The sequence below is a fragment of the Pseudomonas sp. JH-2 genome (assembly GCF_036231725.1).
Classification (GTDB): Bacteria; Pseudomonadota; Gammaproteobacteria; order Pseudomonadales; family Pseudomonadaceae; genus Pseudomonas; species Pseudomonas delhiensis.
Genome location: NZ_JAZAQP010000042.1, coordinates 30,276 through 55,247 on the forward strand (window position 1 = coordinate 30,276; position 24,972 = coordinate 55,247).

The following is a 24,972-nucleotide window of genomic DNA, read 5'->3' on the forward strand; positions in this document are numbered from 1 at the left end:
ACTGCGCTAGCCGGCTAACGCCGAACTATCAGCATCTGCCCAACGGTCCCCTCTCCCTTCAGGGAGAGGGTTAGGGAGAGGGCGCTCTTCAGGCCCAGCACCAGAACCGCCGGGAAACCCCATTCGCGAGCAAGCTCGCTCCTACAGCTGTAGTCCGAACACAACAAGAACACGGAGCCAAGCATGTCCCTGAACGCCAAGACCCTCTTCATCACCGGCGCCAGCCGCGGCATCGGCCGCGAGATCGCCCTGCGCGCCGCGCGCGACGGCGCCAACGTCGTGATCGCCGCCAAGAGCGCCGAACCCCATCCGAAACTGGCCGGCACCATCTTCAGCGTCGCCGCGGAAGTCGAGGCCGCCGGCGGCAAGGCCCTGGCCTTGCAACTGGACGTGCGCGACGAGAACGCCGTGCGCGAGGCCATGGCCCGCGCCGCCGAGCACTTCGGCGGCATCGATGCGCTGGTCAACAACGCCGGCGCCATCAAGCTGGTGGGCGTGGAACGCCTGGAGCCCAAGCGCTTCGACCTGATGTACCAGATCAACACCCGCGCGGTGATGGTCTGCAGCCAGGCCGCCCTGCCCTACCTGAAGCAGAGCCAGGGCCACATCCTCAGCCTGTCGCCGCCGCTGAACCTGGCCGGGAAATGGTTCGCCCAGCACGGCCCCTACACCGTCACCAAGTACGGCATGAGCATGCTCACCCTCGGCATGCACGAGGAGTTCAAAAAGTACGGCATCAGCGTCAACGCCCTGTGGCCGAAGACCATGATCGCCACCGCCGCCATCGAGTTCGAACTGGGCAGCCGCGACGCCTTCAAGCGCGCCCGCACCCCGGCGATCATGGCCGACGCCGCCCACGCCATCCTCGCCAGCGGCGGCCGCAGCATCAGCGGTCGCCTGCTGATAGACGAAGACATCCTGCGCGAACAGGGCGTGAGCGACTTCGAACAGTACCGCTACGACCCCCAGGGCGGGCCGCTGGTGCCCGATCTGTTTCTGGATTGAGGCGGCAGGCTTCAGGCGGCAGGCTACAGGCCAGAGCAGCTCGCTCTTGGCTTTTGCCTGCAGCCTATAGCCTGCAGCCTGCCGCCCATTTGCCCAACTGCCCGGCGCCGCGCGCGCCAGAGTCATAGCCCGCGGGCCGCTGGCGGCCTAGAGTCGGGCGGGCGTGCACACGCCACGGACAACAACGACAACAAGGGCAGCGTCAATGAGCCATGCCGATCTGATCACCCCCACCCGCTTCATCGCCCACCTGCCCGCCACCCTCGGGCGCGTGCCGCGCATGCTGCGCGGGCTCTACTACACCGGCATCCGCAACCGCGAGAAGAACCTGTCCCTTGGCTGGGCCCTGGAGCGCGCGGCGCGCCTGTACCCGGACGCCCCGGCGCTGCTGGAAGGCCAGCGGCGGCTGTCCTACGCGCTGTTCAACGGTTGGGCCAACCGCCTGGCGCGCAGCTTCCAGGCCGAGGGCGTGAAGCACGGCAGCGTGGTCGCGGTGATGCTGGAGAACCGCGCCGAACTGCTGGTCATCCTCGCCGCCCTGGCCAAGCTCGGCGCCGTGGGCGCGCTGATCAACACCACCCAGCGCGGCCAGGTGCTGGCCCACAGCCTGAACCTGGTCAGCCCCGGCCATTTCGTGGTCGGCGAGGAACTGCGCGAAGCCTTCGACGAAGTACGTGCCAGCCTGCAGGGCGGCGCCGAGCGCCTGTACTGGGTGGCCGACGACGACACCCTGCGCGACCCCGGCCAGGCCCCCGGCGGCTGGGCCAACCTGATGCGCCTGGCCCAGGCCCAGGGCTCCGACAACCTGGCGGAAACCGCCCAGGTACGCCTGAAGGACGCCTGCTTCTTCATCTACACCTCCGGCACCACCGGCCTGCCCAAGGCCTCGATCATGAGCCACGGGCGCTGGATCAAGGCCTATGGCGGCTTCGGCCACTCCGGCCTGGGCCTGTCCCGCGACGACGTGCTCTACCTGACCCTGCCCTGCTACCACAACAACGCCGTCACCGTGTGCTGGAGCGCGGTGCTGGCCGGCGGCGCGGCCATCGCCCTGCGCCGCAGGTTCTCGGCCAAGGCGTTCTGGAAGGACGTGCGCCATTACAATGCCACCTGCTTCGGCTACATCGGCGAACTGTGCCGCTACCTGCTCAACCAGCCGGCGTGCGAGGAAGAGCGCGACAACAGCCTGACCTGCATGATCGGCAACGGCCTGCGCCCGTCGATCTGGGGCGAGTTCAAGGCGCGCTTCGGCATCGAGCGGATCACCGAGTTCTACGCCGCCAGCGAAGGCAACATCGGCTTCACCAACGTGTTCAACTTCGACAATACGGTGGGCTTCTCCCCGGCCACCTACGCCATCGTCCGCTACGACCTGGAGAACGACCGCCCGCTGCGCGACGCCAAGGGCTTCATGGAGAAGGTCGGCAAGGGCGAGTCGGGCCTGCTGATCAGCGAGATCAGCGACAAGTGGCCGTTCGACGGCTACACCGACCCGGCCAAGACCCAGGCGGTGATCTACCGCGACGTGTTCAAGAAGGGCGACGCCTGGTTCAACACTGGCGACCTGATGCGCGACCTGGGCTTCAAGCACACCCAGTTCGTCGACCGCCTGGGCGACACCTTCCGCTGGAAGGGCGAGAACGTCTCCACCACCGAGGTGGAGAACGTCCTCGGCGCCTTCCCCGGCGTGGAGGATGCGGTGGTCTACGGCGTGGAGATCCCCGGCACCGACGGCCGCTGCGGCATGGCCGCGCTGCGCCTGGCGCCCGGCCAGGCAGTGGACGGCAAGGCCCTGGCCGAACACCTCGACCGCGAACTGCCGGCCTACGCCGTGCCGCTGTTCCTGCGCCTGCTGCAGCAGGTGGAGACCACGGGCACCTTCAAGTACAAGAAGGCCGACCTGAAGAACGCCGCCTTCGATCCGCGGCAGGTTGGCGAGGCGCTGTTCGTGCGGTTGCCGGGCGAGGTGGATTACCGGCCGCTGGATGAGGGGGTGTTCGGGGCTATCCAGCGCGGGGAACATCGGTTCTGACAGGTTTTTCGTAGGAGCGAGCTTGCTCGCGAATGGCGCTACCCGGCGGCTTCGGCACATCGGTTGAGGCCGTCCCCTCTCCCCAGCCCTCGGCTGCGCGCCCCGCCCTGAAGGGAGAGGGAGTCTGTCCGTGCCGAGAGGGGAAATGGTTTCAGCCGGTAATCACTGTGCTAGCCGGCTAACGCCGAACTATCAGCCTCTGCCCAACGGTCCCCTCTCCCTTCAGGGAGAGGGTTAGGGAGAGGGAACAGAGGTGGACCTGGCAGAGGAATCACCGGATAGCTCGCGCCTACGAAAACCCCCAACTCAATTCCGAAACTGAAACTGCAACTCCGCCCCGCGAATATCCGAATGCCAGCTGTCGTCGCCGGGATCGGTGCGCTCGCCGCGTTCGCGCTGGATCAGCCGGCCGCCGACCTGGAACGGGCTCTCCTTCTCCTCGAACAGCGGTGGCAGCAGCGGCTTGTCCAGGTTCTCGCGCAGGGCGTTGCCCGGCTCCATGCCGTGCAGCACGTCCCTGGGCAGGCGCAGGTCGAGCTTGGTGGGCGGCAGCGGCTTGTTCACGCTGGGTTCGGGGGCCTTCTTCGGCTTCGCATCGGCCACCGGCAGGCGCTCGGGGGCCATGGGCTTGCCCAGTTCCGCCTTGGGCGTGGCCGGCTTGGCCGGCGCCTTCACGACGCTGGCGGCGGGCGCCAGCGCGGGTTCGGGCGCCGGGGCCTTCTGCGCCGTGGCGGCAGGCGCCGCCGTGGGTGCCTGGGCCTTGGCCGGCGGCGCCTTGTCGGCATCGCCGCAGGCGGTCAGCAACAGCGGCAGGAGGGTCAGCAGAAGGATGCGTTGCAACATCACGGAGCGGGCAAATGGCCAGGGGCGCGCCATCCTCGCCTTAGTTGATCTGTAAGACAAGAGCCTCGGACAAAGCCGAAAAAAATTCCGACAAACGCGCTCAGGCGCTCAAGGCCGGGCCTCCAGGCGCCGCAGTTCGGCGTCGATGTCCAGCCGCGGGTAGCGCCGCTGCAGGTCCTCGCGCAGGGCCGTCGCGGCCGCCTGGTCGCCCTGTCGGCGCAGCTCGACCAGTTGCCGCAGGCTGGCCTCCGGCTCCAGCGCGGCCGGCTCGGCGCTGCGCTTGGCCATGGGCGCGGCTTCGTCGGCGGCCACCGCGCTTTCCGCCATCTGCTTGCGCTGCTCCAGCTGCGGAGCCGGCGCCGCGGCGGGGACGGCAGGCGCCGAGTACAGCGCCGGGGCGGCCTGCCGGGCGGAGCGGGCCATGGATTCGGCCTTGGGCGCCGGGGCCACGGCCGGCGCGGCGGCATCGAAACGCGGCGCCTCCTCGAAGGTACGCAAGGCCAGGCTGACGCCGATGCCGAGGGTCGCCACCCCGGCCAGGGCCACCGACCAGCGCTGCGGCCGGCCGAACAGCCAGCGGCCCAGGCGCTGCCAGGCATTCGCGCGCGGCTGCACGGCGGCGCGGGCCGCGGCCAGGATGCGGGCGTCCAGTTGCGCCGACGGCTGCTCGCCGCCGTGCCGGCGGAAATGCTCGAGCAATTCGGCCTCCTCGGCGTCCGGCCGCTGCGGGTGGCGATTCATGGGGACACCTCCTGGGTCGCCGCCGGGTCGGCAAGCAACCGGCGCAGTTTCTGCAACGCATAGCGCAGGCGGCTCTTCACCGTCTCGGCGGGCGTGCGGGTCAGTTCGGCGATCTCCTGCAACTCCAGGTCGCCATGGGCGCGCAGCAGGAACACCTCGCGCTGCTCGCCCGGCAGCGCCTGCAGGGCCTGCTGCAGGCGCTCGCGGTCGCGGCTCAGGCTCAGCTGCCGCAGCGGGTCCTCGGCCTCGCCGGGCAGCGCCTCGCCGTGCAGTTGCTCGTCGAAGGCCTCGTGCTGCGCCTGGCGCCGGCCGTTGCGCCGCCAGTGGTCGATCAGCCGGTTGCGGGCGATCTGGTACAGCCAGGTGCGGAAGCTGGCCCGGCCCTGGGGCTCGCTGTCGCTGCGGATCAGGCTCAGCCAGGTTTCCTGGAACGCTTCCTCGGCCTGCGCGGCGTCGCCGCCCAGGCCGCAGAGGAAGCGGTAGAGGCCCAGGCGGTGGCGCGCGTAGAGCGTGGCGAAGGCCTCGGCATCGCCCTTGCGGTAACGCCGCAGCAGCGCGGCGTCGTCTTCGTCCGTGGTCAAGTCAGGGGTTCCGTGCCAAAGGGGTTTGCAGGCTGCGCGCCAGTTCGACGAGCTGCAGGAACTCGCCGCGCAGGCCGAACGGGTCCTCGCCGCGCGCGCTCCTGGCCAGGGCCAGAGTATCGCTCATGTCGAAGCCGCCGGTGTAGCGCGCGCCGTCGAGCTGCTGGGCGAAGGCCGCCACCGCCGCGGCGAAGCGCAGGTCATCGCTGGCATAGGCCAGGTCGCCGGCGCCGCTGCTGGCGATGGGGCGCTCGACCAGGCGGCTGGGGCCGCCCTCCGGGGCCTGCCAGCGCACCCGCAGCCAGGCCAGTTCGTCGCCCTTGCCGGCGGGCCTGGCCTCGGCCTGGTAGCGCAGCGGCTCGAGCCAGCCCTTCTGCCCTTTTGGGACGATCTCGTAGAGCGCGGTGACGGTATGCCCGGCGCCGATCTCGCCGGCGTCGACCTGGTCGTTATTGAAGTCCTCGCGCTTCAGCGCGCGGTTCTCGTAGCCCAGCAGGCGGTACTCGCTGACCTGCGCGGGGTTGAACTCAAGCTGGAGCTTGACGTTCTTCGCCAGTACCGCGAGGGTCGAGCTGAGCTGTTCGACCAGCACCTTGCGCGCCTCGCGCAGGTTGTCGATGTAGGCGTAGTTGCCGTCGCCGGCGTCGGCCAGCTGTTCCATCAGCCGCTCGTTGTAGTTGTCCACGCCGAAGCCCAGGGTGGTCAGCGACACCCCGCTGCGGCGCTTCTCGGCAGCCATCGCCTTGAGGCTGTCGAAGTCGCTGACGCCGACGTTGAAGTCGCCATCGGTGGCCAGCAGGATGCGGTTGATGCCCTTGTCGATGAAACCTTGCTGCGCCATGCGGTAGGCCAGCTCGATGCCCGCAGCACCAGCGGTGGAGCCGCCGGCCTGGAGCTGGTCGATGGCGGCGCGGATCTTCGCCTTGTCCTTGCCCGGGGTGGGCTCCAGCACCACCCGCGAATCGCCGGCGTAGACCACCAGCGACACCTTGTCCTGCGGCCGCAGCTGGTCCACCAGCAGCTTGAGGGTGCCCTTCACCAGCGGTAGGCCCTCGCGGCGGTCCATGGAGCCGGAGACGTCCACCAGGAACACCAGGTTGGCCGGCGGCAGTTGCGCCACGCCACGCTCGGCGGCCTTGATGCCGATGCGCAGCAGGCGGGTGTGCGGGTTCCACGGCGAAGGCGCCAGCTCGGTGGTGATGCCGAAGGGGCTGTCGTCGGCCGGCGGCGCATAGGCGTAGGGGAAGTAGTTGAGCATCTCTTCCAGGCGCACCGCGCCCTGGGGCGGCAGGCGGCCCTCGTTGAGCAGGCGGCGGACGTTGGCGTAGCTGCCGGTGTCCACGTCGATGCTGAAGGTCGAGACCGGAGCCTCGGCGACGCTGTGCACCGGGTTCTGCGCCAGCTTCTGGTACTGCTCGCGGTCCTGGTCGCGGTAGCCCGCCGGCAGCGGCTCGGGCGCCACTGGCAGCGCGTAGCTTTCCAGCATGGGCGCGGCAGCCGGCGCGGCGCGGCGGGCTTCGCTCTTGGTGGCCAGGTCGGCGAGCGGCGCCTGTTTCGTCATCGAAGGCTGGGCGGCCTGTTGCGGGGTGGACTGGCCACAACCGCCCACGGCCAGCAGCAGGCCGATGGCGACGGGACGGAAGGCGGAAGCGGGAAGGGACATGGCGGCGGCCTCGGTGAAGGAGTCAGACCCTCAGACGAGGCCGTCAGCCAAAACGGGTTAAACCGCTTTTTGTAGGAGCGGGCCCTGCCCGCGATTCGCGCGCAGGGCGCGCTCCTACAGGGGTGCTCCCCGGCGGAAACGCGTCAGGCAGCGATCTGCTCCTCCTGGCACAGCTGGCAGGCCAGCATGCCGAGGGTCATGATCGCCCGCTCCGCCTCGCGGTTCCACGGGATGCCGCAGGTCAGGCGCAGGCAGTTGTTGAACTGCTCGGTGTTGCTGAAGATCAGCCCCGGGGCGATGCTGATGCCCTGCTCCAGCGCCCGCACGTGCAGTTCCTTGGTGTTCACCTTGGCCGGCAGGCTGACCCAGAGGATGAAGCCGCCCTTGGGCCGGGTCATCTGCGTGCCTTCGGGGAAGTACTGCTGCACCGCCAGCTGGTAGGCGGTCATGTTCTTGCGGTACTCCTGGCGGATGTAGCGCAGGTGGCGGTCGTAGCCGCCGTTCTCCAGGTACGCGGCCACGCCCATCTGCGTCACCGTGCACGCCGAGTGCGTGGTGAAGGTCTGCAGGCGGCGGATTTCCTCCTGGTAGCGCTCGGCGATGATCCAGCCGATGCGCACCCCCGGCGAGATGGTCTTGGAGAAGCTCGAGCAGTACACCACCCGGCCCTCGCGGTCGTGGGCCTTGAGTGACTTGGTCTGGCCCTCGTCGAACATCAGCTCGCCGTAGATGTCGTCCTCGATCACCCCGATGTTGTGCTCGGCGGTGAGCTTGAGCAGTTGCTTCTGGCGCTCCTCGGGGATGGTCCCGCCCAGCGGGTTGGACAGCCGCGCGGTCAGCACCAGGGCCTTGATCGGCCATTGGTTGGCGGCCAGTTGCAGGGCCTCCAGGCTGATGCCGGTGAGCGGGTCGCTGGGGATCTCGATGACCTTCAGGCCGAGGATGTCGGCCAGTTGCAGCAGGCCGTAGTAGCTCGGCGATTCGGTGGCGATCAGGTCGCCGGGGCGGGTCATCACCCGCAGCGCCATGTGGATGGCGTCCACGCAGCCGTGGGTGATGGTCACCTGGCTGGGGTCGACCACCACGCCGGCGTCGCGCATGCGGATCGCCACCTGGCGGCGCAGCGGCTCGTAGCCGGGGCTGAACATGTAGCTGAAGGCCCGCGGGCTGGAGAAGCGGGTGACCTTGGCCAATTGCTGGTGCAGAGCGCGCACCGGCAGATAGTCCACGTGCGGCACCGCCGCGCCCAGGGGGAACACGCCCTCGCGGCGGGCCTCGGCGAGCACCTGGTTGATGATGCTGCTGCGGGTGACCAGGCCGGGGCGCTCGACCCGCGCGATGTCCGGGGTCGAGGCGGTCAGCGCCGGGGTGTGGTGCACGTAGAAGCCGGACTGCGGGCGCGCGCGGATCAACCCCTGGTCCTCCAGGGTGGCGTAGGCCTGCAGCACGGTGGCGTGGCTGACGTTGAGCTGGGTGCTCAGCTTGCGCACCGAGGGCACGCGCTCGCCCGGCTGGTAGACGCCGCGGCGGATGTCCTCGGCGAGTTGCTGGGCGATACGTTGGTACAGAAGCAGATTGCTCATGGCGGCGATCCCTCGGGCATTGGACCGAAACAGTAGCCAAAAACTCAAAACTGTTCCAGAACAGTAGCAGGGAAACATGCCGATACAGCCCGCCGCCGATGGTCGGCGCAGCCCGCGCGCCAGAGCGCCTCAGAGTTCGCCGAGCCAGTCCAGCATGCCGGCGATCACCAGTTGCGCGTCGTTGGTCACGCCCAGCTTCTGCATGGCGTTGCGCTTGTGGGTGCTGATGGTGGAGACGCTGCGGTTGGTGCGCTCGGCGATCTCGCCGACGGTGGCGCCATGGGACAGCCGGCGCAGGATGTCGATCTCCGTGGGGCTCAGCGGCCGCCCGGTGTGGCGCTGCGGGCGCAGGTTGGGGTCGATGTAGGTCTGCCCCTGGCGGATGCGCTCCAGGGCCTCGTCCAGGGCGCCCAGCGGGCTGCGTTTGCAGATGTAGGCGCTGGCCCCGCACTTGATCGTGGCCCGGGCCATCAGCGGCGCGCCCATCACCGAGTAGACCAGCACCTTCAGCCGCGGGTGGTTGCGCTGCAGCCACTCGATCATGTGCACGCCATCGCGGCCACGGGAGCCGGGCAGCGCCATCTCGAGGATCAGCAGGTCGGTCTCGGGGTGCTGTTCGAGCCGCTGCAGCAGCGAGTCGGTGTCGTTCACCCAGTCCAGCACCTCGGCCCGGCAGTGCTCGGCCAGGTAGTGCTGCAGCCCCCAGCCGGTCAGCGGCTGGGCATCGGCGACCAGGACCTTGAGGGTTTCCTGTTTCAATGGCATGTGCGGTTCCTGCTGGCGGACGCCCCGGTGCGGGGTGGTCCCATGGCCCTATTTTCGCCAAGGTCGGCCTCGAAAATTTTCGAGATGGCCTGCCAGCAGGTTAGCAGCGCCGGGCCTGTCCGCCCGGCGCCGGGGGCTCAGCGCTGGGCGCCGAGCTGGCCCTTGTCGTCGGAGAAGACGATTTCCACGCGGCGGTTCTGCGCACGGCCCAGGGAGGAGGCGTTGTCCGCCACCGGGTAGGCCTCGCCGAAGCCCTGCACCTGGATGCGCCTGGCGTCGACACCGAGGTCGGTGAGCACGTCGGCCACCGCCTGGGCGCGGTCCCGGGACAGTTGCTGGTTCTCCTGCTCGTCGCCCTGGTTGTCGGTGTAGCCTTCGATGCGGATCACCCGCCGCGGGTTGAGCTGGAGGAACTGCACCAGCTTGAGCACGGTGCGGTTGGCGGCCGGCTTGAGGTCGGACTCGCCGCTGTCGAACAGCACGTCGCCCAGGGTCAGCACCAGGCCGCGCTCGGTCTGGTCGGTGGCCAGGCTGACCATCTGCTCCTCCAGCCACTTGCTCTGCTCCTGCACGCTGGCCAGCTTGGCCTCGCGCAGGGCCAGCTGCAGGCGCTCGCGGTCGAGCTGCTGGCGGGCCAGGCGCTCCTGGTTCAGCGTCAGGTTGCTGCGCTCGCGGGCGATCTCGCTGTAGCGCTGGCTGAGGTAGGCGTATTGCAGCACGTCGTCGTTGCTGCCCCAGTAGCTGGACAGGCGCTCGGCGCGGGCCAGGGACTCGCCGGCGCGGATGACGTCGCGCGGCGCGCTGTGCAGCACGCCGGTATCGTCCCTGACCGCCTGGAACTCGCTGCGCGCGCGCTCCAGGGACTGTTCGGCGAGCTGGCCGTGGGAGCAGCCCGCCAGGGCCAGGGCGGCGGCCACCAGGCCGAGCGGCAGCAGTGGGCGCAGGCTCATTTCACCTCCCCCAGCTGGCGGCGCAGGCGCTGGATGCTCTTGCCCTGCTCGGCCAGTTGCGCGGCGCTCTTGCCGGTCAGCACCTTGGCCTCGGCCAGGCGCGCATCCAGCTCGGCCTGCTCCGCGAGCTGCCGGGCGCGCTTGTTGGCGGCGCCGGCCATGGCCTCGCGGGCGGCCTGGTACTTGTCCTCGGCCAGCTTGAACTCGGCCACCTCGTCCGTGGCGCCGACCGCCCGGGCCTGGTCCAGGGCCTGCTCGGTCAGGCGCATCTGCTCGTTGGGAAGCGGGTCGTTGGCGCATCCCGCCAGGGCGCACAGCAACAGGCCCGTGAGGGTCATGCTTGGCTTGCTCACGAAATCTTCTCTACTGCGTGGAAGAAGCGGCGGACCGCACTTGCTCGGCCTGCCAGCGCTGCAGGTTGCGCTGCAACAGGCGCTGCGGTACGCCGGCGGCGACCAATTCTGTCATTTTTTCCTGCAGTTGTCCGCGCAGTTCCGGGCCATAGCAGGGCGAGGCGTGGGCCAGTGTCAGGTACAGCCCTTCGCTGGAGATCGGCGGCTCCAGCGGCTGCAGGCGCTGCTGCAGGCCCAGCCGGGCCGCCGTGGCCAGGCCGGGGAAGCGCTCGTAGAGCACGTAGTCGGTGCGCCCCAGGGCCAGCTTCTGGAAGGCCTGGGCCACGCTCGGCACCTCCTCCAGGGTCAGCTGCGCCTCGGCGAAGTCGTCGAAGGCGGCGCCGAAGCTGTTGTTCACCAGGGTGCCGCCCTTGTGGCCGCGCAGGTCTTCCCAGCGGGCGTAGGGGAAGCCCTCGCCCTTGTGCACCCAGACCACGTTGTCGGTGCTGAGGAAGGCCGGGCGGATGTAGTCCATCACCTCCTCGCGCTCGGGCGTCAGGAAGGCGCCGGCGAGCAGGTCGACACGGCCCAGGCGCGCCTCTTCCTGGGCGCGGGCCCAGGAGCCGGTGTAGCGCACGCGGATGCTCACGCCCATGGCCTTGCCCAGTTGCTCCAGCAGCTCGGCGCTGGCCCCGACCAGGCGCTCCGGCTGGGCCGGGTCGCGCCAGAGGAACGGCGGGTACTCCGGGTTGCCGCTGGCCACCAGCACCGAGCACTGGCTGCTCTGGGCGTGGGCGTGCAGCGCCAGCAGGCCGACCATGGCCAGCAGGGCGCGGCTGCGCCCGATCATGCGCGGTCCTCGCGAACCGGCGAAAGGGAGGGCGGTGCGTATGACGACGGCATGCTAGCTTCTGTAAGAAAAAGTTCTGAACAAAGGGTCAGACTAGGCGAATTCGGACGCCAGTGCAGCATGTCACTGTTCGGGTGGATACGCCAAGCCGGGAACCGCCGCGTTCCCTTCCCGACCCTCGATTTCCGCTACCCCGGTCACAAGGATCACCGATGAAGAAAGTCCTGCTCGCCCTCGTCCTGCTGCTGGCCGCCGGCGCCGGCGTGCTCTACGCCCTCCCCTCCAGCCTGCTGGCCAGCGCCCAGTTCGTCGAACGCACCCGCGCCGGCCTGAGCGAGCAGAGCGTGCGCGTCGACGGCCTGGACATCCGCTACTACGAGGGTGGCCCGCGCGAGGCGGAGACCGTCCTGCTGGTCCACGGCTTCGGCGCCGACAAGGACAACTGGCCGCGCTTCGCCCGCTTCCTGACCGACCGCTACCACGTGCTCATCCCCGACCTGCCCGGCTTCGGCGAAAGCAGCCAGCCCCGGGCCATCAGCTACGACGTCGGCACCCAGGCCGAGCGCCTGGTGGACTTCGCCAAGGCCCTGGGCATCGGCCGCCTGCACCTGGTGGGCAACTCCATGGGCGGGCAGATAGTCGCGCTGATGGCCGCGCGGCACCCGGACATGGCCTTCTCCGTGGGCCTGTTCGACAACGCCGGGATCGACGCGCCGCAGCAGAGCGAACTGTTCCGGCGCCTGCAGGGCGGCCAGCCCAACCCGCTGGTGCTGGGCCGCCCCGAGGACTTCTCCGGGCTGATGGACTTCGTCTTCTACCAGCGCCCGCCGATGCCCGAACGCCTGCAACTGTACCTGGGCGAACGCGGCGTGCAGCGCAGCCAGCTCAACGCCTACATCTTCGGCCAGCTGCGCGAGCGCTACATCCCGCTGGAGCCGGAGCTGCCGAAGATCACCGCGCCCACCCTGCTGCTGTGGGGCGACCGCGACCGGGTGCTGGACGTGTCCAGCGTCGAGGTGATGAAGCCGCTGCTCAAGCATCCCAGCGTGGCCATCCTGCGCGACTGCGGCCACGTGCCGATGATCGAGCGCCCGGAAGAGACCGCCGGCCACTACCTGGACTTCCTCGAACAGGCCAAAGCGCAGCGCACCGCGGCTCGCTGAGGCCGGAATGCAGAACCGGCGCCTGGGCGCCGGTTCTGCTGGAGCGAAGATCAGCTTTTACAGCTGGATCAGACCGGGAATCTGCACGTCCGGATTGACGTCCTGCTCGTAGTCCACCCCGGCGATCTCGAAGCCGAACAGGCGCAGGAACTCGGTCTTGTAGCCGGTGAAGTCGGTCAGCTGGTACAGGTTCTCGTTGGTCACCTGGTTCCACAGTTCCTTCACCTTGTCCTGCACGTCCGGCTGCAGCTCCTTGTAGTCGGCGCGCAGGCGGCCGTCGGCGTCCAGGTGCGGCTGGCTGCCGTAGAGGCTGTCGCGGAACAGGCCGTCGACCTGCTCGATGCAGCCCTCGTGGGTGCCCTTCTCCTTCATCACCTTGAACAGCAGCGACAGGTACAGCGGCATCATCGGGATGGCCGAGCTGGCCTGGGTGACCACCGCCTTGAGCACCGACACGCGGGCGTCACCGCCGTTGGCGGCCAGCTTCTCGCGAATGCCCAGGACCTTCTGGTCCAGGTCCTTCTTGGCGGCGCCGATGGAGCCGTTCCAGTACAGGTCGTGGGTGATCTCTTCGCCCAGGTAGGTGAAGGCGGTGGTCTTCACGCCGTCGGCCAGCACCCCGGCTTCCTGCAGCGCGTCCATCCACATCTGCCAGTCTTCGCCGCCCATCACCGCGACGGTGTTGGCGATCTCCTCGGCGGTCGCCGGCTCCATCACGCTTTCCTTGATCACTTCCTTGTCGGTGTCCAGGCCGCGGAAGTTGACGGCCTTGCCCACCGGCTTGAGCACCGAGTTGAAGACTTCGCCGGTCTTCGGATGGGTACGGCGCGGGGCGGCCAGGCTGTAGACCACCAGGTCGACCTTGCCCAGGTCCTGCTTGATGGTCTCGATGGTGACTTTCTTCACCTCGTCGGAGAAGGCGTCGCCGTTGATGCTGCGGGCGTACAGGCCCTTGGCCTTGGCGAATTTCTCGAAGGCCGCCGAGTTGTACCAGCCGGCGGTGCCGGCCTTGGTCTCGCTGCCCGGGCGCTCGAAGAACACGCCCAGGGTGGCGGCGCCGGCGCCGAAGGCGGCGCTGATGCGCGCGGCCAGGCCGTAGCCGGTGGACGAGCCGATCACCAGGACCTTCTTCGGACCGTTGGCGATGGGGCCATGCGCCTCGACGTACTCGATCTGTTCCTTGACGTTGGCTTCGCAGCCGGTCGGATGGGTAGTGACGCAGATGAAGCCACGCACGCGCGGTTTGATGATCATGAAAACCTCGTTTGCCAGGTGCCGTTAGAACAGGTTCAGGTACTGAAGACGTCGCGCATTGTAGATGAGACACCTTCTCTTGGGCGCAACCGGGAGAAGATTCGTGACCAATGGGTCGTCCCCTGCGGCGAACACGGGAAACCAGGGGCCCGAAATGAAAGAACCCGCTCCTGGGAGCGGGTTCCTTCGTCAGCGGGTCAGGCTCAGACGGCCTTTTCCAGCTCCGGCACGAGCTCGAACAGATCGCCAACCAGGCCGTAGTCGGCGACCTGGAAGATCGGCGCCTCTTCGTCCTTGTTGATGGCCACGATGACTTTCGAGTCCTTCATGCCCGCCAGGTGCTGGATGGCACCGGAGATGCCCACGGCGATGTACAGCTGCGGCGCGACGATCTTGCCGGTCTGGCCGACCTGCATGTCGTTCGGCACGAAGCCGGCGTCGACCGCGGCGCGGGAAGCACCGACGGCGGCGCCCAACTTGTCGGCCAGGGCGTAGAGGATCTTGAAGTTGTCGCCGTTGCCCATGCCGCGGCCACCGGAGACCACGATCTTGGCGGCGGTCAGTTCCGGACGGTCGGACTTGGCCAGCTCTTCGCCGACGAAGGCGGACTTGCCGGCATCGGCCGGGCCGGAAACCTGCTCGACGGCAGCCGAACCGCCTTCGGCGGCGACGGCGTCGAAGCCGGTGGTGCGCACGGTGATGACCTTGATCGGCGCCGAGGACTGCACGGTGGCGATGGCGTTGCCGGCATAGATCGGGCGCTTGAAGGTGTCGGCGCTGACCACGTCGATGATCTCGGAGATCTGGTCGACGTCCAGCAGCGCGGCGACGCGCGGCAGGTAGTTCTTGCCGTTGGTGGTGGCGGCGGCCAGGATGTGGCTGTAGCCCTTGCCCAGTTCGGCCACCAGCGGAGCGACGTTCTCCGGCAGTTGGTGGGCGTAGGCGGCGTTGTCGGCGACCAGCACCTTGGCAACGCCTGCGATCTTGGCGGCGGCTTCGGCCACGGCACCGACGTTCTGGCCGGCGACCAGCACGACGACATCGCCACCGATCTTCTGTGCGGCAGCGACGGTGTTCAGGGTGGCAGCGCCCAGGACGCCGTTGTTGTGCTCAGCGATTACCAGGATAGCCATCAGATTACTTTCGCCTCGTTCTTCAGTTTCTCGACCAGTTCAGCCACGGACTTGACCTTGATGCCGGCGCTGCGGGCAGCCGGGGCTTCCACTTTCAGGGTCTTGACGGTGGAAGCGGTGGAAACGCCGAGGGCGTCCGGTGTCACCACGTCCAGCGGCTTCTTCTTCGCTTTCATGATGTTCGGCAGCGACGCGTAGCGCGGCTCGTTCAGGCGCAGGTCGGTGGTGACGATCGCTGGCAGACTCAGCGCGACGGTTTGCAGGCCGCCGTCAATCTCACGGGTGACCTTGACCTGATCGCCAGCCACTTCGACCTTGGAGGCGAAGGTGCCCTGGGCGTAGCCGGTCAGCGTGGCCAGCATCTGGCCGGTCTGGTTGTTGTCGCTGTCGATGGCCTGCTTGCCGAGGATGACCAGCTGCGGCTGCTCTTTGTCGACCACGGCCTTCAGGGCCTTGGCGATGGCCAAGGAATTCAGTTCTTCGTTGGTCTCGACCAGGATGGCACGGTCGGCGCCCAGGGCCAGGGCGGTACGCAGTTGTTCCTGGGCCGCGGTCGGGCCGACGGAGACGGCGACGATTTCAGTGGCGACGCCCTTTTCCTTCAGACGCACGGCCTCTTCCACGGCGATTTCGCAGAAGGGGTTCATGGACATTTTCACGTTGGCGAGATCGACGCCGGAGTTGTCCGCCTTGACGCGGACCTTGACGTTATAGTCAACCACTCGTTTGACAGCTACAAGAACCTTCATGGATTCCTCGTTTTTCTCCGGTGAATAGGAAGTCGCCAGACAGGCCTGGCCGGTAGTGCACGCTATCTGCGACTACACGCAGCAAGACCGCGACCGCAAAACCGTGGCTATCTTGACCGCATCGCCCTGTCGGGTCAATACGCGTGAATGCCCGTTCATAAGGCGCGGAAGCCGATTCTATCAGGCTTCCGCGCATTTCAAACAAACGTTTGTATTGCCCAAAACGGGGGGTATAACTATGCTGGGCCCTGTCGCTATAATTGCGCCCCGCTCTGTCCGGGGTAGCGCCCCCGGCCCCATACCAACAAATAGCCTGTAGAGCCTTGAGTTAGGAGAGATCGAGAAGTGGAACGCGAATACATGGAATTCGACGTCGTCATCGTCGGCGCCGGCCCTGCCGGTCTGTCCGCCGCATGCCGACTGAAGCAGAAGGCCGCCGACGCGGGTCAGGAGATCAGCGTCTGTGTGGTCGAGAAGGGTTCCGAAGTAGGCGCCCACATTCTTTCCGGGGCCGTGTTCGAGCCGCGCGCGCTGAACGAGCTGTTCCCCAACTGGAAGGAACTCGAAGCCCCGCTGAACACCCCGGTCAAGCGCGACGACATCTATGTCCTGAAGAACGACCAGGCCGCCACCAGGGTGCCGAACTTCTTCGTGCCCAAGACCATGCACAACGAGGGCAACTACATCATCTCCCTGGGCAACCTGTGCCGCTGGCTGGCCCAGCAGGCCGAAGGCCTGGGCGTGGAGATCTACCCGGGCTTCGCCGCCCAGGAAGCCCTGATCGACGAGAACGGCGTGGTCCGCGGCATCGTCACCGGTGACCTGGGCGTCGACCGCGAAGGCAATCCGAAAGAAGGGTACTACACCCCCGGTATGGAGCTGCGCGCCAAGTACACCCTGTTCGCCGAAGGCTGCCGTGGCCACATCGGCAAGCAACTGATCAGGAAGTACAAGCTCGACAGCGACGCCGACGCCCAGCACTACGGCATCGGCATCAAGGAAATCTGGGACATCGACCCGGCCAAGCACGAGCAGGGCCTGGTGGTGCACACCGCTGGCTGGCCGCTGAACGACGACAACCCGGGCGGCTCCTTCCTCTATCACCTGGAGAACAACCAGGTGGTCGTGGGCCTGATCATCGACCTGTCCTACAGCAACCCGCACCTGTCGCCCTTCGACGAATTCCAGCGCTACAAGCACCACCCGGTGATCAAGCAGTACCTGGAAGGCGGCAAGCGCGTGGCCTACGGCGCCCGCGCCATCTGCAAGGGCGGCTACAACTCGCTGCCGAAGATGGTCTTCCCCGGCGGCGCGCTGATCGGCTGCGACCTGGGCACCCTGAACTTCGCCAAGATCAAGGGCAGCCACACCGCCATGAAGTCCGGCATGCTGGCCGCCGAGGCCATCGCCGAGGCCCTGGCCGCCGGCCGCGAGGGCGGCGACGAGCTGACCAGCTACGTGGACGCGTTCAAGGCCAGTTGGCTGTACGACGAACTGTTCCGCAGCCGCAACTTCGGCGCGGCCATCCACAAGTTCGGTGCCATCGGTGGCGGTGCGTTCAACTTCATCGACCAGAACTTCTTCGGCGGCAAGATCCCGGTCACCCTGCGCGACACCACCCCGGACTACGCCAGCCTGAAGAAGGCCAGCGAAGCGCCGAAGATCGACTACCCGAAACCCGACGGCAAGCTGAGCTTCGACAAGCTCTCCTCGGTGTTCCTCTCCAACACCAACCACGAGGAAGACCAGCCGATCCACCTCAAGCTGGCCGACCCGAGCGTGCCCATCGCCAAGAACCTGCCGCTCTACGACGAACCGGCGCAGCGCTACTGCCCGGCCGGCGTGTACGAGGTGGTGAGCAACGACGACGGCAGCAAGCGCTTCCAGATCAACGCGCAGAACTGTGTGCACTGCAAGACCTGCGACATCAAGGACCCGGCGCAGAACATCACCTGGGTCGCCCCGGAAGGCACCGGCGGGCCGAACTACCCCAACATGTAAGGCCGGCAGGGCCCCTTCGGGGGAGAAAGAACGCCGTTTCCCTCGCAGGGGAACGGCGTTTTTTGTGCCTGTGGCGCCTTGCGGCGTCATCCGCCGTTTTCAACGACGGCTGATCGCGGACGGAGTCTGCTCCTACGACCGTGCCTCACAGGAATTGTAGGAGCGGGCCCTGCCCGCGAATCGCGCGCAGGGCGCGCTCCTAGAGGGGAATGGCATGGGTGGGGCAGCGTAGGAGCGGACTCCGTCCACGATTGGATTCACTCTTCGTAGGAGCGAGCTTGCTCGCGAATGAGCCCCGCAGCGGAGTCTGTTCGCGAGCAAGCTCGCTCCTACGAGAAGCCGTGCCTCCCTTGGGGGCCCCAACCGCTGTAGCGGCACCTTTGGCGAACTACCGGCCACCTCGGGACCTGCCGGTCACGGCTGCGGGCCGATGGGGAAGAACTCGCCGCCGCTCCATACGCCCAGCCACTGCTGGCCATCGATCAGGCGCGGCACGGCCAGTTCGACCAGTTGGTAGAACACGTTGCGGTGGATCAGCGCCTCCAGGTTGCTGCGCACCAGCACGTAGGGCGCCGGCTCCTGGGTCTGCGGGTCGATGTCGACGCGGATCGGGTGGTCGGCGCCGGCGACGAACTCGTCCTCGACGTTGCTGGTGAAGCGCAGTTGCTGGGCCTCGCCCTGCCCTTCCACGCCCAGGGTCACGGCGACGAAGGGCGCGTCGTCGACGCGGATGCCGCACTTCTCCACCGGGGTGACCAGGAAGTAGTCGTCGCCATCGCGGCGGATGATGCTGGAGAACAGCTTGACCATCGGCTTGCGCCCGATGGGCGTGCCCAGGTAGTACCAGGTGCCGTCGCGGGCGATGCGCATGTCGATGTCGCCGCAGAACGGCGGGTTCCACAGGTGCACGGGCGGCAGGCCCTTGCTGGCGGGAATCTGCGCCAGCAGGTCGCCGGCCTTGCCTGTATCGGTCATTGGAACTCCTCGGTCGCCCTCACCCCCAGCAGGCTGCGGGCGTACTCTTCCAGCGGCGGCCCGATCAGGTCCTCGGGCCGGGCGTCGTAGAACGTCAGGAAACCGCCGCGGCTGCGGATGGTGGCGCTGTCCAGCAAGAAGCGGTTGCCGGTGTCGATCAGCATCACCTGGATCACGCTGCGGTCGCGTCCGACGTCGTTGTCGGTGTCTTCGTACTCTTCCCAGTTTCCCACATTGTCCTCGCCACGGGCGAAGCGCGTGTACAGCAGGTAGTCGGCGCCGGCCGCCCGCGCCTCCTGCATGGCCTCGTCCAGGCCCTCCGGAGCCTTGGCCCGGCGCACCTGCGGGAAGTATTCGACGAAGCCCTTGAAGGCCTCCTCCGCCACCACGTTGGGCCGCGCGTAGGGATGCCCCGGCGGCACGAAGTGCCCCTGGGCGATGTAGATGAAGGAGTCCGCCTGCACCCGCCAATTCCCCGTGCGGCGGGTCTGGCTGTGGTCGAGGAAGCCGGCGTCGCCCATGTAGTAGCCGGTGCGTTCGGCCATGTCGCTGGGCTTCATGCAGCCGGCCAGCGCAGCCAGGGCCAGGGTCAACAACAGGTAGCGCATTCGATCTCTCCACGGCCGGCGTCGAAAAACCGGCGTTGGCCGGACGGATGCAGCTTCCGCGCCATCATGGGCCGCACCGCCCTGCCTGGCGTAGCAATTGTCCCCGGCCAGCAGTCCTTGATCGTCCTATTCTTGTTTCCGACAGCTTCCTACTGGCTGCCTACCCCGCCCAGGGCCGGATGGTTCTACAAGGAGACAGTGTGTGAATCCGAGTCGGTTGATCATCGCATCCTGCTTGTCAGCGATATCGCTCCTGAGCATTGCAGTCGCGGCCCAGTCTCCTGAAAACTTCTTGCAAGGCCGTGTTTACGAGCTTCGCCGGAGCGCCTCTCCGCCGTCCTGCTTCGAGTGGGCATCGGGCCTGCCGAACGGCGTCTGGGGCAATGCCGGGGACTATGCAGCGGAGACTGCGGTCCTGTCCGACAACGGAGAAGTCCTGGTCGCCTCGGCGATCTACAAGCCTACGGGCGAGAAGGTCTCCCATCGTTTCTACAAAAGCAGGGCGGCCTGCCGGGAACAGCTCCCGGGAATGCCGGAAGCCACTTCCGGCAACAGGACGACCTCAGCCCCCGCAGCAGCCGAAAGCCATGTGGAAAACCCGGGTTATGTCGAACGCCTGCAGAGGGATTTCGGCGCGAGGCTGCACTACAGCTCAGCGATGGCGGAGGAGATAGTCAGGAAGATCAACATCGATTGCCGGTCCAGGGATGGGCGGTACCTGCCACTTTACAATGTGCTTCTTGCCCGGCTGGATGAAGCGAACGAAGCGGATGCCTGGATGGAGACGCGCATCGTCGACTCGGGAAACAACATCATGGTTTACGACAGCATCCACCTGAAGAGCGGAAAGCAGTTCGAGCCTCGATTGACCCTGGAAATCAATGAATGGGGCGGCGTGAAAATGCATGACGTCCGGCGCCAGGCGCTCTCAAATGCATGTTTCGGCGCCTACGGCCCTATCTGGAAGTTCTAGGTTTCGTCGAACGCGGATGAACGCTACGGCGCCCACTCCACCCGATGGTCGACAAGATAGGCGTCCACTGCCGCTCCGACCGTGGGATGGAAGATGTCGCCGCCAATCCTGCTCAGCACTTCCAGACGCTGGAGCTTGTCCTTCACCTCGGCCAGGTGCAGCTCGATGCCGGCGGCATGGAGAATCCGCTCCAGCTCGACCAGCATGTCGGCCGACGTAACGTCCACGCTGGTGACGGGTTCGGGCGGCGACGGACCCATGGGGTGCCTTGCCTCTATTGGCTGGAGTCGAGGCGGAGTCCGCCCATCGTTCAGGTCATGAGAAGCACTATAGCTGGTCGGAAGCACCGCCACTCTTCCGCCCTGATACTGCAGTCACGCCCCATGACACGGGCAATTGCCGTTTCGCTTGGCAGGGCTAGACTCGAAGCGGGTAAACACCCCTCACTGCCGCATCGGGCTACCGAGCATTACCGAACGCTGCGTGACGCTTGACCATTCGTGCCCGGCTGCGGGGCATGAGCCGAATCGAACCGACTCTCCGCCGGGATACGAGCAATCTGTTCGATGGCGTGGGCCACTCGAGGGGTCATGCTGTTGGGTTGCGACCATTCCTTGCTGGCCGGCCATCCATTTGAGCGATGCCATTTCGGCGAGGAGCTTTCATGGTCGATTCAACCAGCGACATGGACAGGCGGCAGAGAGTCCTTGAACCCGTCGACCGGGTGACCGAGGTGATTTTCGGGCTGCTGATGGCAATGACGTTCATCGGCTCGTTGAGCGTGGCCTCCTCAGGGCGCGAAGAGGCACGAACCATGTTGATCGCCGCCCTGGGCTGCAACCTTGCCTGGGGACTGGCCGACGCCGTCATCTACCTGCTGCGCACCTGGACCGAACGAACGCGAAGCCGCACGTTACTGGCTCGCCTGCAAGGCGCCAGCGAAGCGGAGAAGGGCCGGAGCCTGATTGCCGACCTATTGCCACCGCGCATCGCCGCGGCTGCCGATGCGGAAGTGCTGGAGATGTTGCGCGCGCGCCTTCTGCGCGATGTCAGCCGCCCTGTCCGCTCGCGCCTGGACCTGGAAGACTTCAAGGGAGCGCTGGGTACGTTCCTGCTGGTCGTCCTGGCGACCTTCCCCCTTGTGGTTCCATTCCTTCTGATCGACCGGACGGCCGTAGCCATCCGCGCCTCGAACATGGTGGCACTGGCGATGCTGTTCGCCGCCGGCTGGATGCTCGCCCGGTATTCCGGCGGCAACCCCTGGGTTGGCGGTGGCGCCATGGCGGTAGTCGGGACAGTCCTGACCCTCGCGATCATCGCCCTGGGTGGATGATCGGGCGCTCACCCGCGGATCGATGCCCGAGTCAATGCGGATGCCGGGCTTCAGCCGCCGATGATCTTCATCACCGTGACGCCGCCGGAGAAGGCCACTTCCTGCTTGTCCGCCAGGGCCTTCACCAGCAGCCGCTGCAGGGCCGGCAGGGCCTGGTGGCGCGGCTTGTCGAGCAAGTCGCCGACGTAGTGGCGGTTGCTGGAGGACAGGCAGCCGTGCAGCCAGCCGGTGGAGGACAGGCGCAGCCGCGAGCAGGTGCGGCAGAAGGGTACGCTCTCGTTGGCGATCACGCCGAAGAAGCCGCGTCCCGGCACTTCGTAGCGCAGGGCGGTGGCGTCCACCGGCGCGTCGGCCTGGACGTAGGGATGGTCGCGGCCGATCAGTTCGAGCAGCTCGCGCAGGCCGACGAACTGGCTGGCGAAGGCGTTGCCGTCACGGGCCAGGTGACCCATGCGCATCAGCTCGATGAAGCGCAGCTCGAAGCCGCGCTCCAGGCAGTAGTCCAGCAGCGGCACCACCTGGTCGAGGTTGCGCCCGCGCAGCGGCACCATGTTGACCTTGACCTTCATGCCCGCGGCGCTGGCCTCGTCCAGCCCCTTGAGCACCGTGGCCAGGTCGCCGCCACGGGCGATGCCGCGGAAAGCCGCGGCGTCCAGGGTATCCAGGGAGATGTTCAGCCGGCGGATGCCGCAATCGAGCAGCAGCGGCAGCTTGCGCGACAGCAGCTGGCCGTTGCTGGTCAGGCTGATGTCCTTGAGCCCGAGGCCGCTGACGCCATGGAGGAAGGCATCCAGCTTGGGGCTGACCAGCGGCTCGCCGCCGGTGACGCGCAGCCGTTCGATGCCGGCGGCCTCGATCAGGTAGGCCACCCCGCGCACCAGGCTCTGCGCGGAAAGCTCGTCCTGCGCGGCGACCAGCCGCTTGCCGTCCGGCACGCAGTAGGTGCAGGCGTAGTTGCAGGCGGCGGTAAGGCTGACGCGCAGGTTGCGGAAGCGCCTGCCCTGGCGGTCGACGATCATCGATCGGCTCCGGCGGAGAGTGTCCTGTCAGTATATCCCCGCCATGGCCGCGGCGGCTGCCCGAAAGCGCCGCCGGCATTGGCTCAGGCGGCGGGGGTGTCGCCGTCGCGCTTGCGCTTGTTGCCCATGCGCACGCCGATGTCCATGAGGAACTGGAAGAAGCCCTCCTGGTCCTCCAGCACCTCGCGCCAGAATGGCGAGTGGTACAGCGCCACGGCGCCGTGCACCAGGGCCCAGGCCGCGCAGTAGTGGAAATACGCGGGCACGTCTTCCAGCTTGCCGGCGGCGATGCGCTCCTTGATCAGTTGGCTGAGGCGCTCGAAGTTGGATTCGCGGATCTTGTGCAGTTCCTCGACCATCTCCGGCACCTGGCTGTTCTTCACCACCTTCTCTTCCAGGCGGTCGAACAGGCGGTAGCGCTGCGGGTCGCGCATGCGGAACTCGAAGTAGGCGCGCGACAGGCGTTCCTTGTCGCGGGCGACGTCCTCGGAATGGAACAGCGCCGCCAGGTCGCGCTCATAGTCGAGCATCAGGCGCAGGTAGATTTCCGCCTTCGACTTGAAGTGCTTGTAGATGGTGCCTTTGCCGATACCCACGGCATCGGCGATCATCTCGACCGTGACACTGTCCTCGCCCTGCTCCAGGAACAGCTTGAGGGCGGTGTCGAGGATCTCCTGTTCGCGACGACGGAATTCGCGAACCTTGCGTGGCTCTTTCTGCATAAAAAGACTGTTCGGTCAAAAATAGTCAAAATCCGGAGCCGCGTATTATGCCTATTCAGCGCCAAAATGCACGGAACATCCGCCATGAATCCGCTTTCTTTCGAGTTTCCCCAGGAACCCGGCCTCCGTTACCTGAACCATGCGGCCGTGGCGCCCTGGCCCAGGCGTAGCGCCGACGCCGTCGCCGCCTTCGCCAGCGAGAACATCCGCCTGGGCGCGCGCGACTATCCGCAGTGGCTGCAGGTGGAGAACCGCCTGCGCCAGCGCCTTGCGCACCTGGTCGGCGCCGCCACCACGGGCGACGTCGCCCTGGTAAAGAATACGTCCGAAGCCCTTTCCTTCGTGGCTTTCGGACTCGACTGGCGCGCCGGCGACCAGGTGGTGATCAGCGACCAGGAATTCCCCTCCAACCGTGTCGTCTGGGAAGCCCTGAAGCCCCGCGGGGTGGAAGTCATCCAGGTGGGCCTGGCCGGTGCCGACCCGGAAGCGGACCTGCTGGCCGCCTGCGGGCCGCGCACCCGCCTGTTGTCGATCAGCGCCGTGCAGTACGCCAGCGGCCTGCGCATGGACCTGGAACGCCTGGGCGCCGGCTGCCGCCAGCGCGGGGTGCTGTTCTGCATCGACGCCATCCAGCAGCTCGGTGCCCTGCCCTTCGACGCCCAGGCCTACGACTGCGCCTTCGCCATGGCCGACGGCCACAAGTGGATGCTCGGCCCCGAGGGCCTGGGCGTGTTCTACTGCCGCGCCGCCGAGCGCGACCTGCTGTCCCTGCAGGAATACGGCTGGCACATGCTGGAGAACGCCGGCAACTACAACCAGGCCGACTGGCAGCCGGCGCGCAGTGCACGGCGCTTCGAATGCGGCAGCCCGAACATGCTCGGCGCCGTGGCGCTGGACGCCAGCCTGGGGCTGCTGGAAGAAGTCGGCATGCCGGCGGTCGGCACAGCCCTGGCCGAACGGGTACAGGCCTTGCAGGATGGCCTGCAACGCATCCCCGGGGCGCGCCTGCACAGCCCGCTGCAACCCAAACGCCGCGCCGGCATCCTGACCTTCAGCCTGGACGGCTGGGACAACGCCCGCCTGCACGAGCGGCTCAAGGCCGAGCAGGTGGTGTGCATCCAGCGCGGCGCCGGGGTGCGCTTCTCTCCGCACTTCTACACGCCGGAAAACGTGATAGAGGACACACTGGCCATTATCGCCGCCCTGGCCCGGGAATAAGCCGCAACCCGCGAGCCAGGGGGCCTGGCCCCGCGGGCAAGCGGCAAATGGCGGGCCATGGGCGGCGCAGTATTCCAAATCCGTTTAAAAAACCGCCGGGCGGATGTGGAAGCTCCGCGAACTTGGCCAATACTTGAAGTTACTGGTGTGCGGCATCTCCCCCCAAGTGCCCCGCCAGTGAAGGTACCGAGGATCGCGTACCTTATTGTTACACTCCTAATGGTCTTGACCCGGATTCATCCCCCAGAACCCGGGTTTTTTTTTATGCGCGTGAAAGAGTGCCGGCCTGAAGGCCCTGTAGGAGCGAGCTTGCTCGCGAACCTTGGGCCTGTGCTCCGATCTCCATCCCTCGTCATTGAAAAGACGTCGGGCTTGGGTGTAGCGCGCCGCTCCGAGTGCGTTGATGTCTCTTGTTTCGCCCCCTCGGGCGAGTCCCTTTTGTCAAACGCCACAAAAGGAACCAAAAAGGCTTGCCCCGC

23 protein-coding genes and 1 pseudogene are annotated in these 24,972 nt (G+C 67.1%); 7 read left to right on the forward strand and 17 right to left on the reverse strand.

Annotated elements, in window-relative coordinates; all coding sequences use genetic code 11:
* The first annotated feature begins 183 nt into the window (after positions 1–183).
* Positions 184–1,005 carry an SDR family oxidoreductase gene (locus VV867_RS23690; RefSeq protein ID WP_328567705.1) on the forward strand — a complete coding sequence of 274 codons (822 nt, stop codon included), beginning with the start codon at positions 184–186 and terminating at the stop codon, positions 1,003–1,005.
* A gap of 205 nt (positions 1,006–1,210) precedes the next feature.
* Positions 1,211–3,037, forward strand: coding sequence for a long-chain-acyl-CoA synthetase (locus VV867_RS23695; RefSeq protein WP_328567706.1), 1,827 nt, complete (start codon positions 1,211–1,213; stop codon positions 3,035–3,037).
* A gap of 306 nt (positions 3,038–3,343) precedes the next feature.
* On the opposite strand, the gene VV867_RS23700 is transcribed toward VV867_RS23695, so the two are convergent.
* The 9 genes from VV867_RS23700 to VV867_RS23740 form a co-directional block, all read right to left on the reverse strand.
* A complete protein-coding gene (locus tag VV867_RS23700; RefSeq protein ID WP_158546404.1) occupies positions 3,344–3,880 on the reverse strand; it encodes a hypothetical protein in 537 nt (178 codons plus the stop codon).
* A gap of 108 nt (positions 3,881–3,988) precedes the next feature.
* The gene (locus tag VV867_RS23705) at positions 3,989–4,621 is read right to left on the reverse strand and encodes a hypothetical protein (RefSeq protein WP_109933180.1); all 633 of its coding nucleotides are present in this window, start codon (positions 4,619–4,621) and stop codon (positions 3,989–3,991) included.
* Complete coding sequence (locus tag VV867_RS23710; RefSeq protein ID WP_089391735.1) at positions 4,618–5,202, reverse strand: RNA polymerase sigma factor; 585 nt, start codon at positions 5,200–5,202, stop codon at positions 4,618–4,620. Before VV867_RS23710 ends, VV867_RS23705 begins: the two co-directional genes overlap by 4 nt.
* Position 5,203: 1 nt before the next feature.
* Positions 5,204–6,865, reverse strand: coding sequence for a vWA domain-containing protein (locus VV867_RS23715; RefSeq protein ID WP_328567707.1), 1,662 nt, complete (start codon positions 6,863–6,865; stop codon positions 5,204–5,206).
* A 143-nt stretch (positions 6,866–7,008) separates the two neighbouring features.
* A complete protein-coding gene (locus VV867_RS23720) occupies positions 7,009–8,448 on the reverse strand; it encodes an aminotransferase-like domain-containing protein (protein WP_058071001.1) in 1,440 nt (479 codons plus the stop codon).
* A gap of 129 nt (positions 8,449–8,577) precedes the next feature.
* Positions 8,578–9,213, reverse strand: a complete 636-nt coding sequence (locus tag VV867_RS23725) for a response regulator transcription factor (RefSeq protein ID WP_109933182.1) — start codon at positions 9,211–9,213, stop codon at positions 8,578–8,580.
* A 137-nt stretch (positions 9,214–9,350) separates the two neighbouring features.
* On the reverse strand, positions 9,351–10,163 hold the full coding sequence (locus VV867_RS23730) for an OmpA family protein (protein ID WP_109933183.1): 813 nt from the start codon (positions 10,161–10,163) through the stop codon (positions 9,351–9,353).
* Positions 10,160–10,501 carry a DUF4398 domain-containing protein gene (locus tag VV867_RS23735; RefSeq protein WP_109933184.1) on the reverse strand — a complete coding sequence of 114 codons (342 nt, stop codon included), beginning with the start codon at positions 10,499–10,501 and terminating at the stop codon, positions 10,160–10,162. Before VV867_RS23735 ends, VV867_RS23730 begins: the two co-directional genes overlap by 4 nt.
* A gap of 25 nt (positions 10,502–10,526) precedes the next feature.
* Positions 10,527–11,345, reverse strand: a complete 819-nt coding sequence (locus VV867_RS23740; protein WP_328567708.1) for a substrate-binding periplasmic protein — start codon at positions 11,343–11,345, stop codon at positions 10,527–10,529.
* Positions 11,346–11,557: 212 nt separating this feature from the next.
* Between VV867_RS23740 and VV867_RS23745 the strand changes: the two genes are divergently transcribed.
* Positions 11,558–12,508 (forward strand): alpha/beta fold hydrolase, encoded by a 951-nt coding sequence (locus VV867_RS23745; protein ID WP_328567709.1) that lies wholly within the window; start codon positions 11,558–11,560, stop codon positions 12,506–12,508.
* 57 nt (positions 12,509–12,565) lie between these two features.
* Here the strand turns inward: VV867_RS23745 and fabV are convergent, their stop codons facing one another.
* The 3 genes from fabV to VV867_RS23760 all read right to left on the reverse strand — a co-directional run bounded on the left by fabV (position 12,566) and on the right by VV867_RS23760 (position 15,644).
* On the reverse strand, positions 12,566–13,762 hold the full coding sequence (gene fabV / locus VV867_RS23750) for an enoyl-ACP reductase FabV (protein WP_109933186.1): 1,197 nt from the start codon (positions 13,760–13,762) through the stop codon (positions 12,566–12,568).
* Positions 13,763–13,965: 203 nt separating this feature from the next.
* The gene (locus tag VV867_RS23755; RefSeq protein ID WP_328567710.1) at positions 13,966–14,895 is read right to left on the reverse strand and encodes an electron transfer flavoprotein subunit alpha/FixB family protein; all 930 of its coding nucleotides are present in this window, start codon (positions 14,893–14,895) and stop codon (positions 13,966–13,968) included.
* Positions 14,895–15,644, reverse strand: coding sequence for an electron transfer flavoprotein subunit beta/FixA family protein (locus VV867_RS23760; RefSeq protein ID WP_328567711.1), 750 nt, complete (start codon positions 15,642–15,644; stop codon positions 14,895–14,897). Before VV867_RS23760 ends, VV867_RS23755 begins: the two co-directional genes overlap by 1 nt.
* Positions 15,645–15,989: 345 nt before the next feature.
* On the opposite strand from VV867_RS23760, the gene VV867_RS23765 reads away from it, so the two are divergent.
* Entirely contained in the window at positions 15,990–17,645 is a 1,656-nt protein-coding gene (locus tag VV867_RS23765) for an electron transfer flavoprotein-ubiquinone oxidoreductase (RefSeq protein ID WP_328567712.1), read from the forward strand.
* Between the two features lie 414 nt (positions 17,646–18,059).
* Here the strand turns inward: VV867_RS23765 and VV867_RS23770 are convergent, their stop codons facing one another.
* Positions 18,060–18,620, reverse strand: coding sequence for a DUF1285 domain-containing protein (locus VV867_RS23770; protein ID WP_109935556.1), 561 nt, complete (start codon positions 18,618–18,620; stop codon positions 18,060–18,062).
* Positions 18,617–19,228, reverse strand: a complete 612-nt coding sequence (locus VV867_RS23775; protein WP_109935555.1) for a DUF4823 domain-containing protein — start codon at positions 19,226–19,228, stop codon at positions 18,617–18,619. Before VV867_RS23775 ends, VV867_RS23770 begins: the two co-directional genes overlap by 4 nt.
* A 202-nt stretch (positions 19,229–19,430) precedes the next feature.
* On the opposite strand from VV867_RS23775, the gene VV867_RS23780 reads away from it, so the two are divergent.
* Complete coding sequence (locus VV867_RS23780) at positions 19,431–20,201, forward strand: hypothetical protein (protein WP_177412084.1); 771 nt, start codon at positions 19,431–19,433, stop codon at positions 20,199–20,201.
* 23 nt (positions 20,202–20,224) lie between these two features.
* Here the strand turns inward: VV867_RS23780 and VV867_RS23785 are convergent.
* Positions 20,225–20,443, reverse strand: a pseudogene (locus VV867_RS23785) (sodium-independent anion transporter); the annotation flags it as partial.
* Positions 20,444–20,865: 422 nt separating this feature from the next.
* Between VV867_RS23785 and VV867_RS23790 the strand changes: the two are divergent.
* Positions 20,866–21,534 (forward strand): hypothetical protein, encoded by a 669-nt coding sequence (locus tag VV867_RS23790; protein WP_328567713.1) that lies wholly within the window; start codon positions 20,866–20,868, stop codon positions 21,532–21,534.
* Positions 21,535–21,584: 50 nt separating this feature from the next.
* Here the strand turns inward: VV867_RS23790 and VV867_RS23795 are convergent, their stop codons facing one another.
* Together VV867_RS23795 and VV867_RS23800 are read right to left on the reverse strand one after the other, a co-directional pair.
* Positions 21,585–22,553, reverse strand: coding sequence for a GTP 3',8-cyclase MoaA (locus tag VV867_RS23795; protein WP_328567714.1), 969 nt, complete (start codon positions 22,551–22,553; stop codon positions 21,585–21,587).
* An 83-nt stretch (positions 22,554–22,636) separates the two neighbouring features.
* The gene (locus tag VV867_RS23800) at positions 22,637–23,275 is read right to left on the reverse strand and encodes a TetR/AcrR family transcriptional regulator (RefSeq protein WP_009621451.1); all 639 of its coding nucleotides are present in this window, start codon (positions 23,273–23,275) and stop codon (positions 22,637–22,639) included.
* A gap of 84 nt (positions 23,276–23,359) precedes the next feature.
* Here VV867_RS23800 and VV867_RS23805 point away from each other — a divergent pair, with 84 nt between their 5' ends.
* The gene (locus tag VV867_RS23805; RefSeq protein WP_328567715.1) at positions 23,360–24,493 is read left to right on the forward strand and encodes an aminotransferase class V-fold PLP-dependent enzyme; all 1,134 of its coding nucleotides are present in this window, start codon (positions 23,360–23,362) and stop codon (positions 24,491–24,493) included.
* Positions 24,494–24,972: the final 479 nt, after the last annotated feature.

Excerpts from the sequence above, each read along its gene's own strand:
- VV867_RS23800 (WP_009621451.1), bottom strand. The coding sequence starts at position 23,275 with ATGCAGAAAGAGCCACGCAAGGTTCGCGAATTCCGTCGTCGCGAACAG.
- VV867_RS23705 (WP_109933180.1), bottom strand. The coding sequence starts at position 4,621 with ATGAATCGCCACCCGCAGCGGCCGGACGCCGAGGAGGCCGAATTGCTC.
- fabV (WP_109933186.1), bottom strand. The coding sequence starts at position 13,762 with ATGATCATCAAACCGCGCGTGCGTGGCTTCATCTGCGTCACTACCCAT.
- VV867_RS23755 (WP_328567710.1), bottom strand. The coding sequence starts at position 14,895 with ATGGCTATCCTGGTAATCGCTGAGCACAACAACGGCGTCCTGGGCGCT.
- VV867_RS23725 (WP_109933182.1), bottom strand. The coding sequence starts at position 9,213 with ATGCCATTGAAACAGGAAACCCTCAAGGTCCTGGTCGCCGATGCCCAG.
- VV867_RS23690 (WP_328567705.1), top strand. The coding sequence starts at position 184 with ATGTCCCTGAACGCCAAGACCCTCTTCATCACCGGCGCCAGCCGCGGC.
- VV867_RS23730 (WP_109933183.1), bottom strand. The coding sequence starts at position 10,163 with ATGAGCCTGCGCCCACTGCTGCCGCTCGGCCTGGTGGCCGCCGCCCTG.
- VV867_RS23740 (WP_328567708.1), bottom strand. The coding sequence starts at position 11,345 with ATGATCGGGCGCAGCCGCGCCCTGCTGGCCATGGTCGGCCTGCTGGCG.
- VV867_RS23715 (WP_328567707.1), bottom strand. The coding sequence starts at position 6,865 with ATGTCCCTTCCCGCTTCCGCCTTCCGTCCCGTCGCCATCGGCCTGCTG.
- VV867_RS23700 (WP_158546404.1), bottom strand. The coding sequence starts at position 3,880 with ATGTTGCAACGCATCCTTCTGCTGACCCTCCTGCCGCTGTTGCTGACC.
- VV867_RS23720 (WP_058071001.1), bottom strand. The coding sequence starts at position 8,448 with ATGAGCAATCTGCTTCTGTACCAACGTATCGCCCAGCAACTCGCCGAG.
- VV867_RS23770 (WP_109935556.1), bottom strand. The coding sequence starts at position 18,620 with ATGACCGATACAGGCAAGGCCGGCGACCTGCTGGCGCAGATTCCCGCC.
- VV867_RS23735 (WP_109933184.1), bottom strand. The coding sequence starts at position 10,501 with ATGACCCTCACGGGCCTGTTGCTGTGCGCCCTGGCGGGATGCGCCAAC.
- VV867_RS23760 (WP_328567711.1), bottom strand. The coding sequence starts at position 15,644 with ATGAAGGTTCTTGTAGCTGTCAAACGAGTGGTTGACTATAACGTCAAG.
- VV867_RS23745 (WP_328567709.1), top strand. The coding sequence starts at position 11,558 with ATGAAGAAAGTCCTGCTCGCCCTCGTCCTGCTGCTGGCCGCCGGCGCC.
- VV867_RS23805 (WP_328567715.1), top strand. The coding sequence starts at position 23,360 with ATGAATCCGCTTTCTTTCGAGTTTCCCCAGGAACCCGGCCTCCGTTAC.
- VV867_RS23695 (WP_328567706.1), top strand. The coding sequence starts at position 1,211 with ATGAGCCATGCCGATCTGATCACCCCCACCCGCTTCATCGCCCACCTG.
- VV867_RS23775 (WP_109935555.1), bottom strand. The coding sequence starts at position 19,228 with ATGCGCTACCTGTTGTTGACCCTGGCCCTGGCTGCGCTGGCCGGCTGC.
- VV867_RS23795 (WP_328567714.1), bottom strand. The coding sequence starts at position 22,553 with ATGATCGTCGACCGCCAGGGCAGGCGCTTCCGCAACCTGCGCGTCAGC.
- VV867_RS23790 (WP_328567713.1), top strand. The coding sequence starts at position 20,866 with ATGGTCGATTCAACCAGCGACATGGACAGGCGGCAGAGAGTCCTTGAA.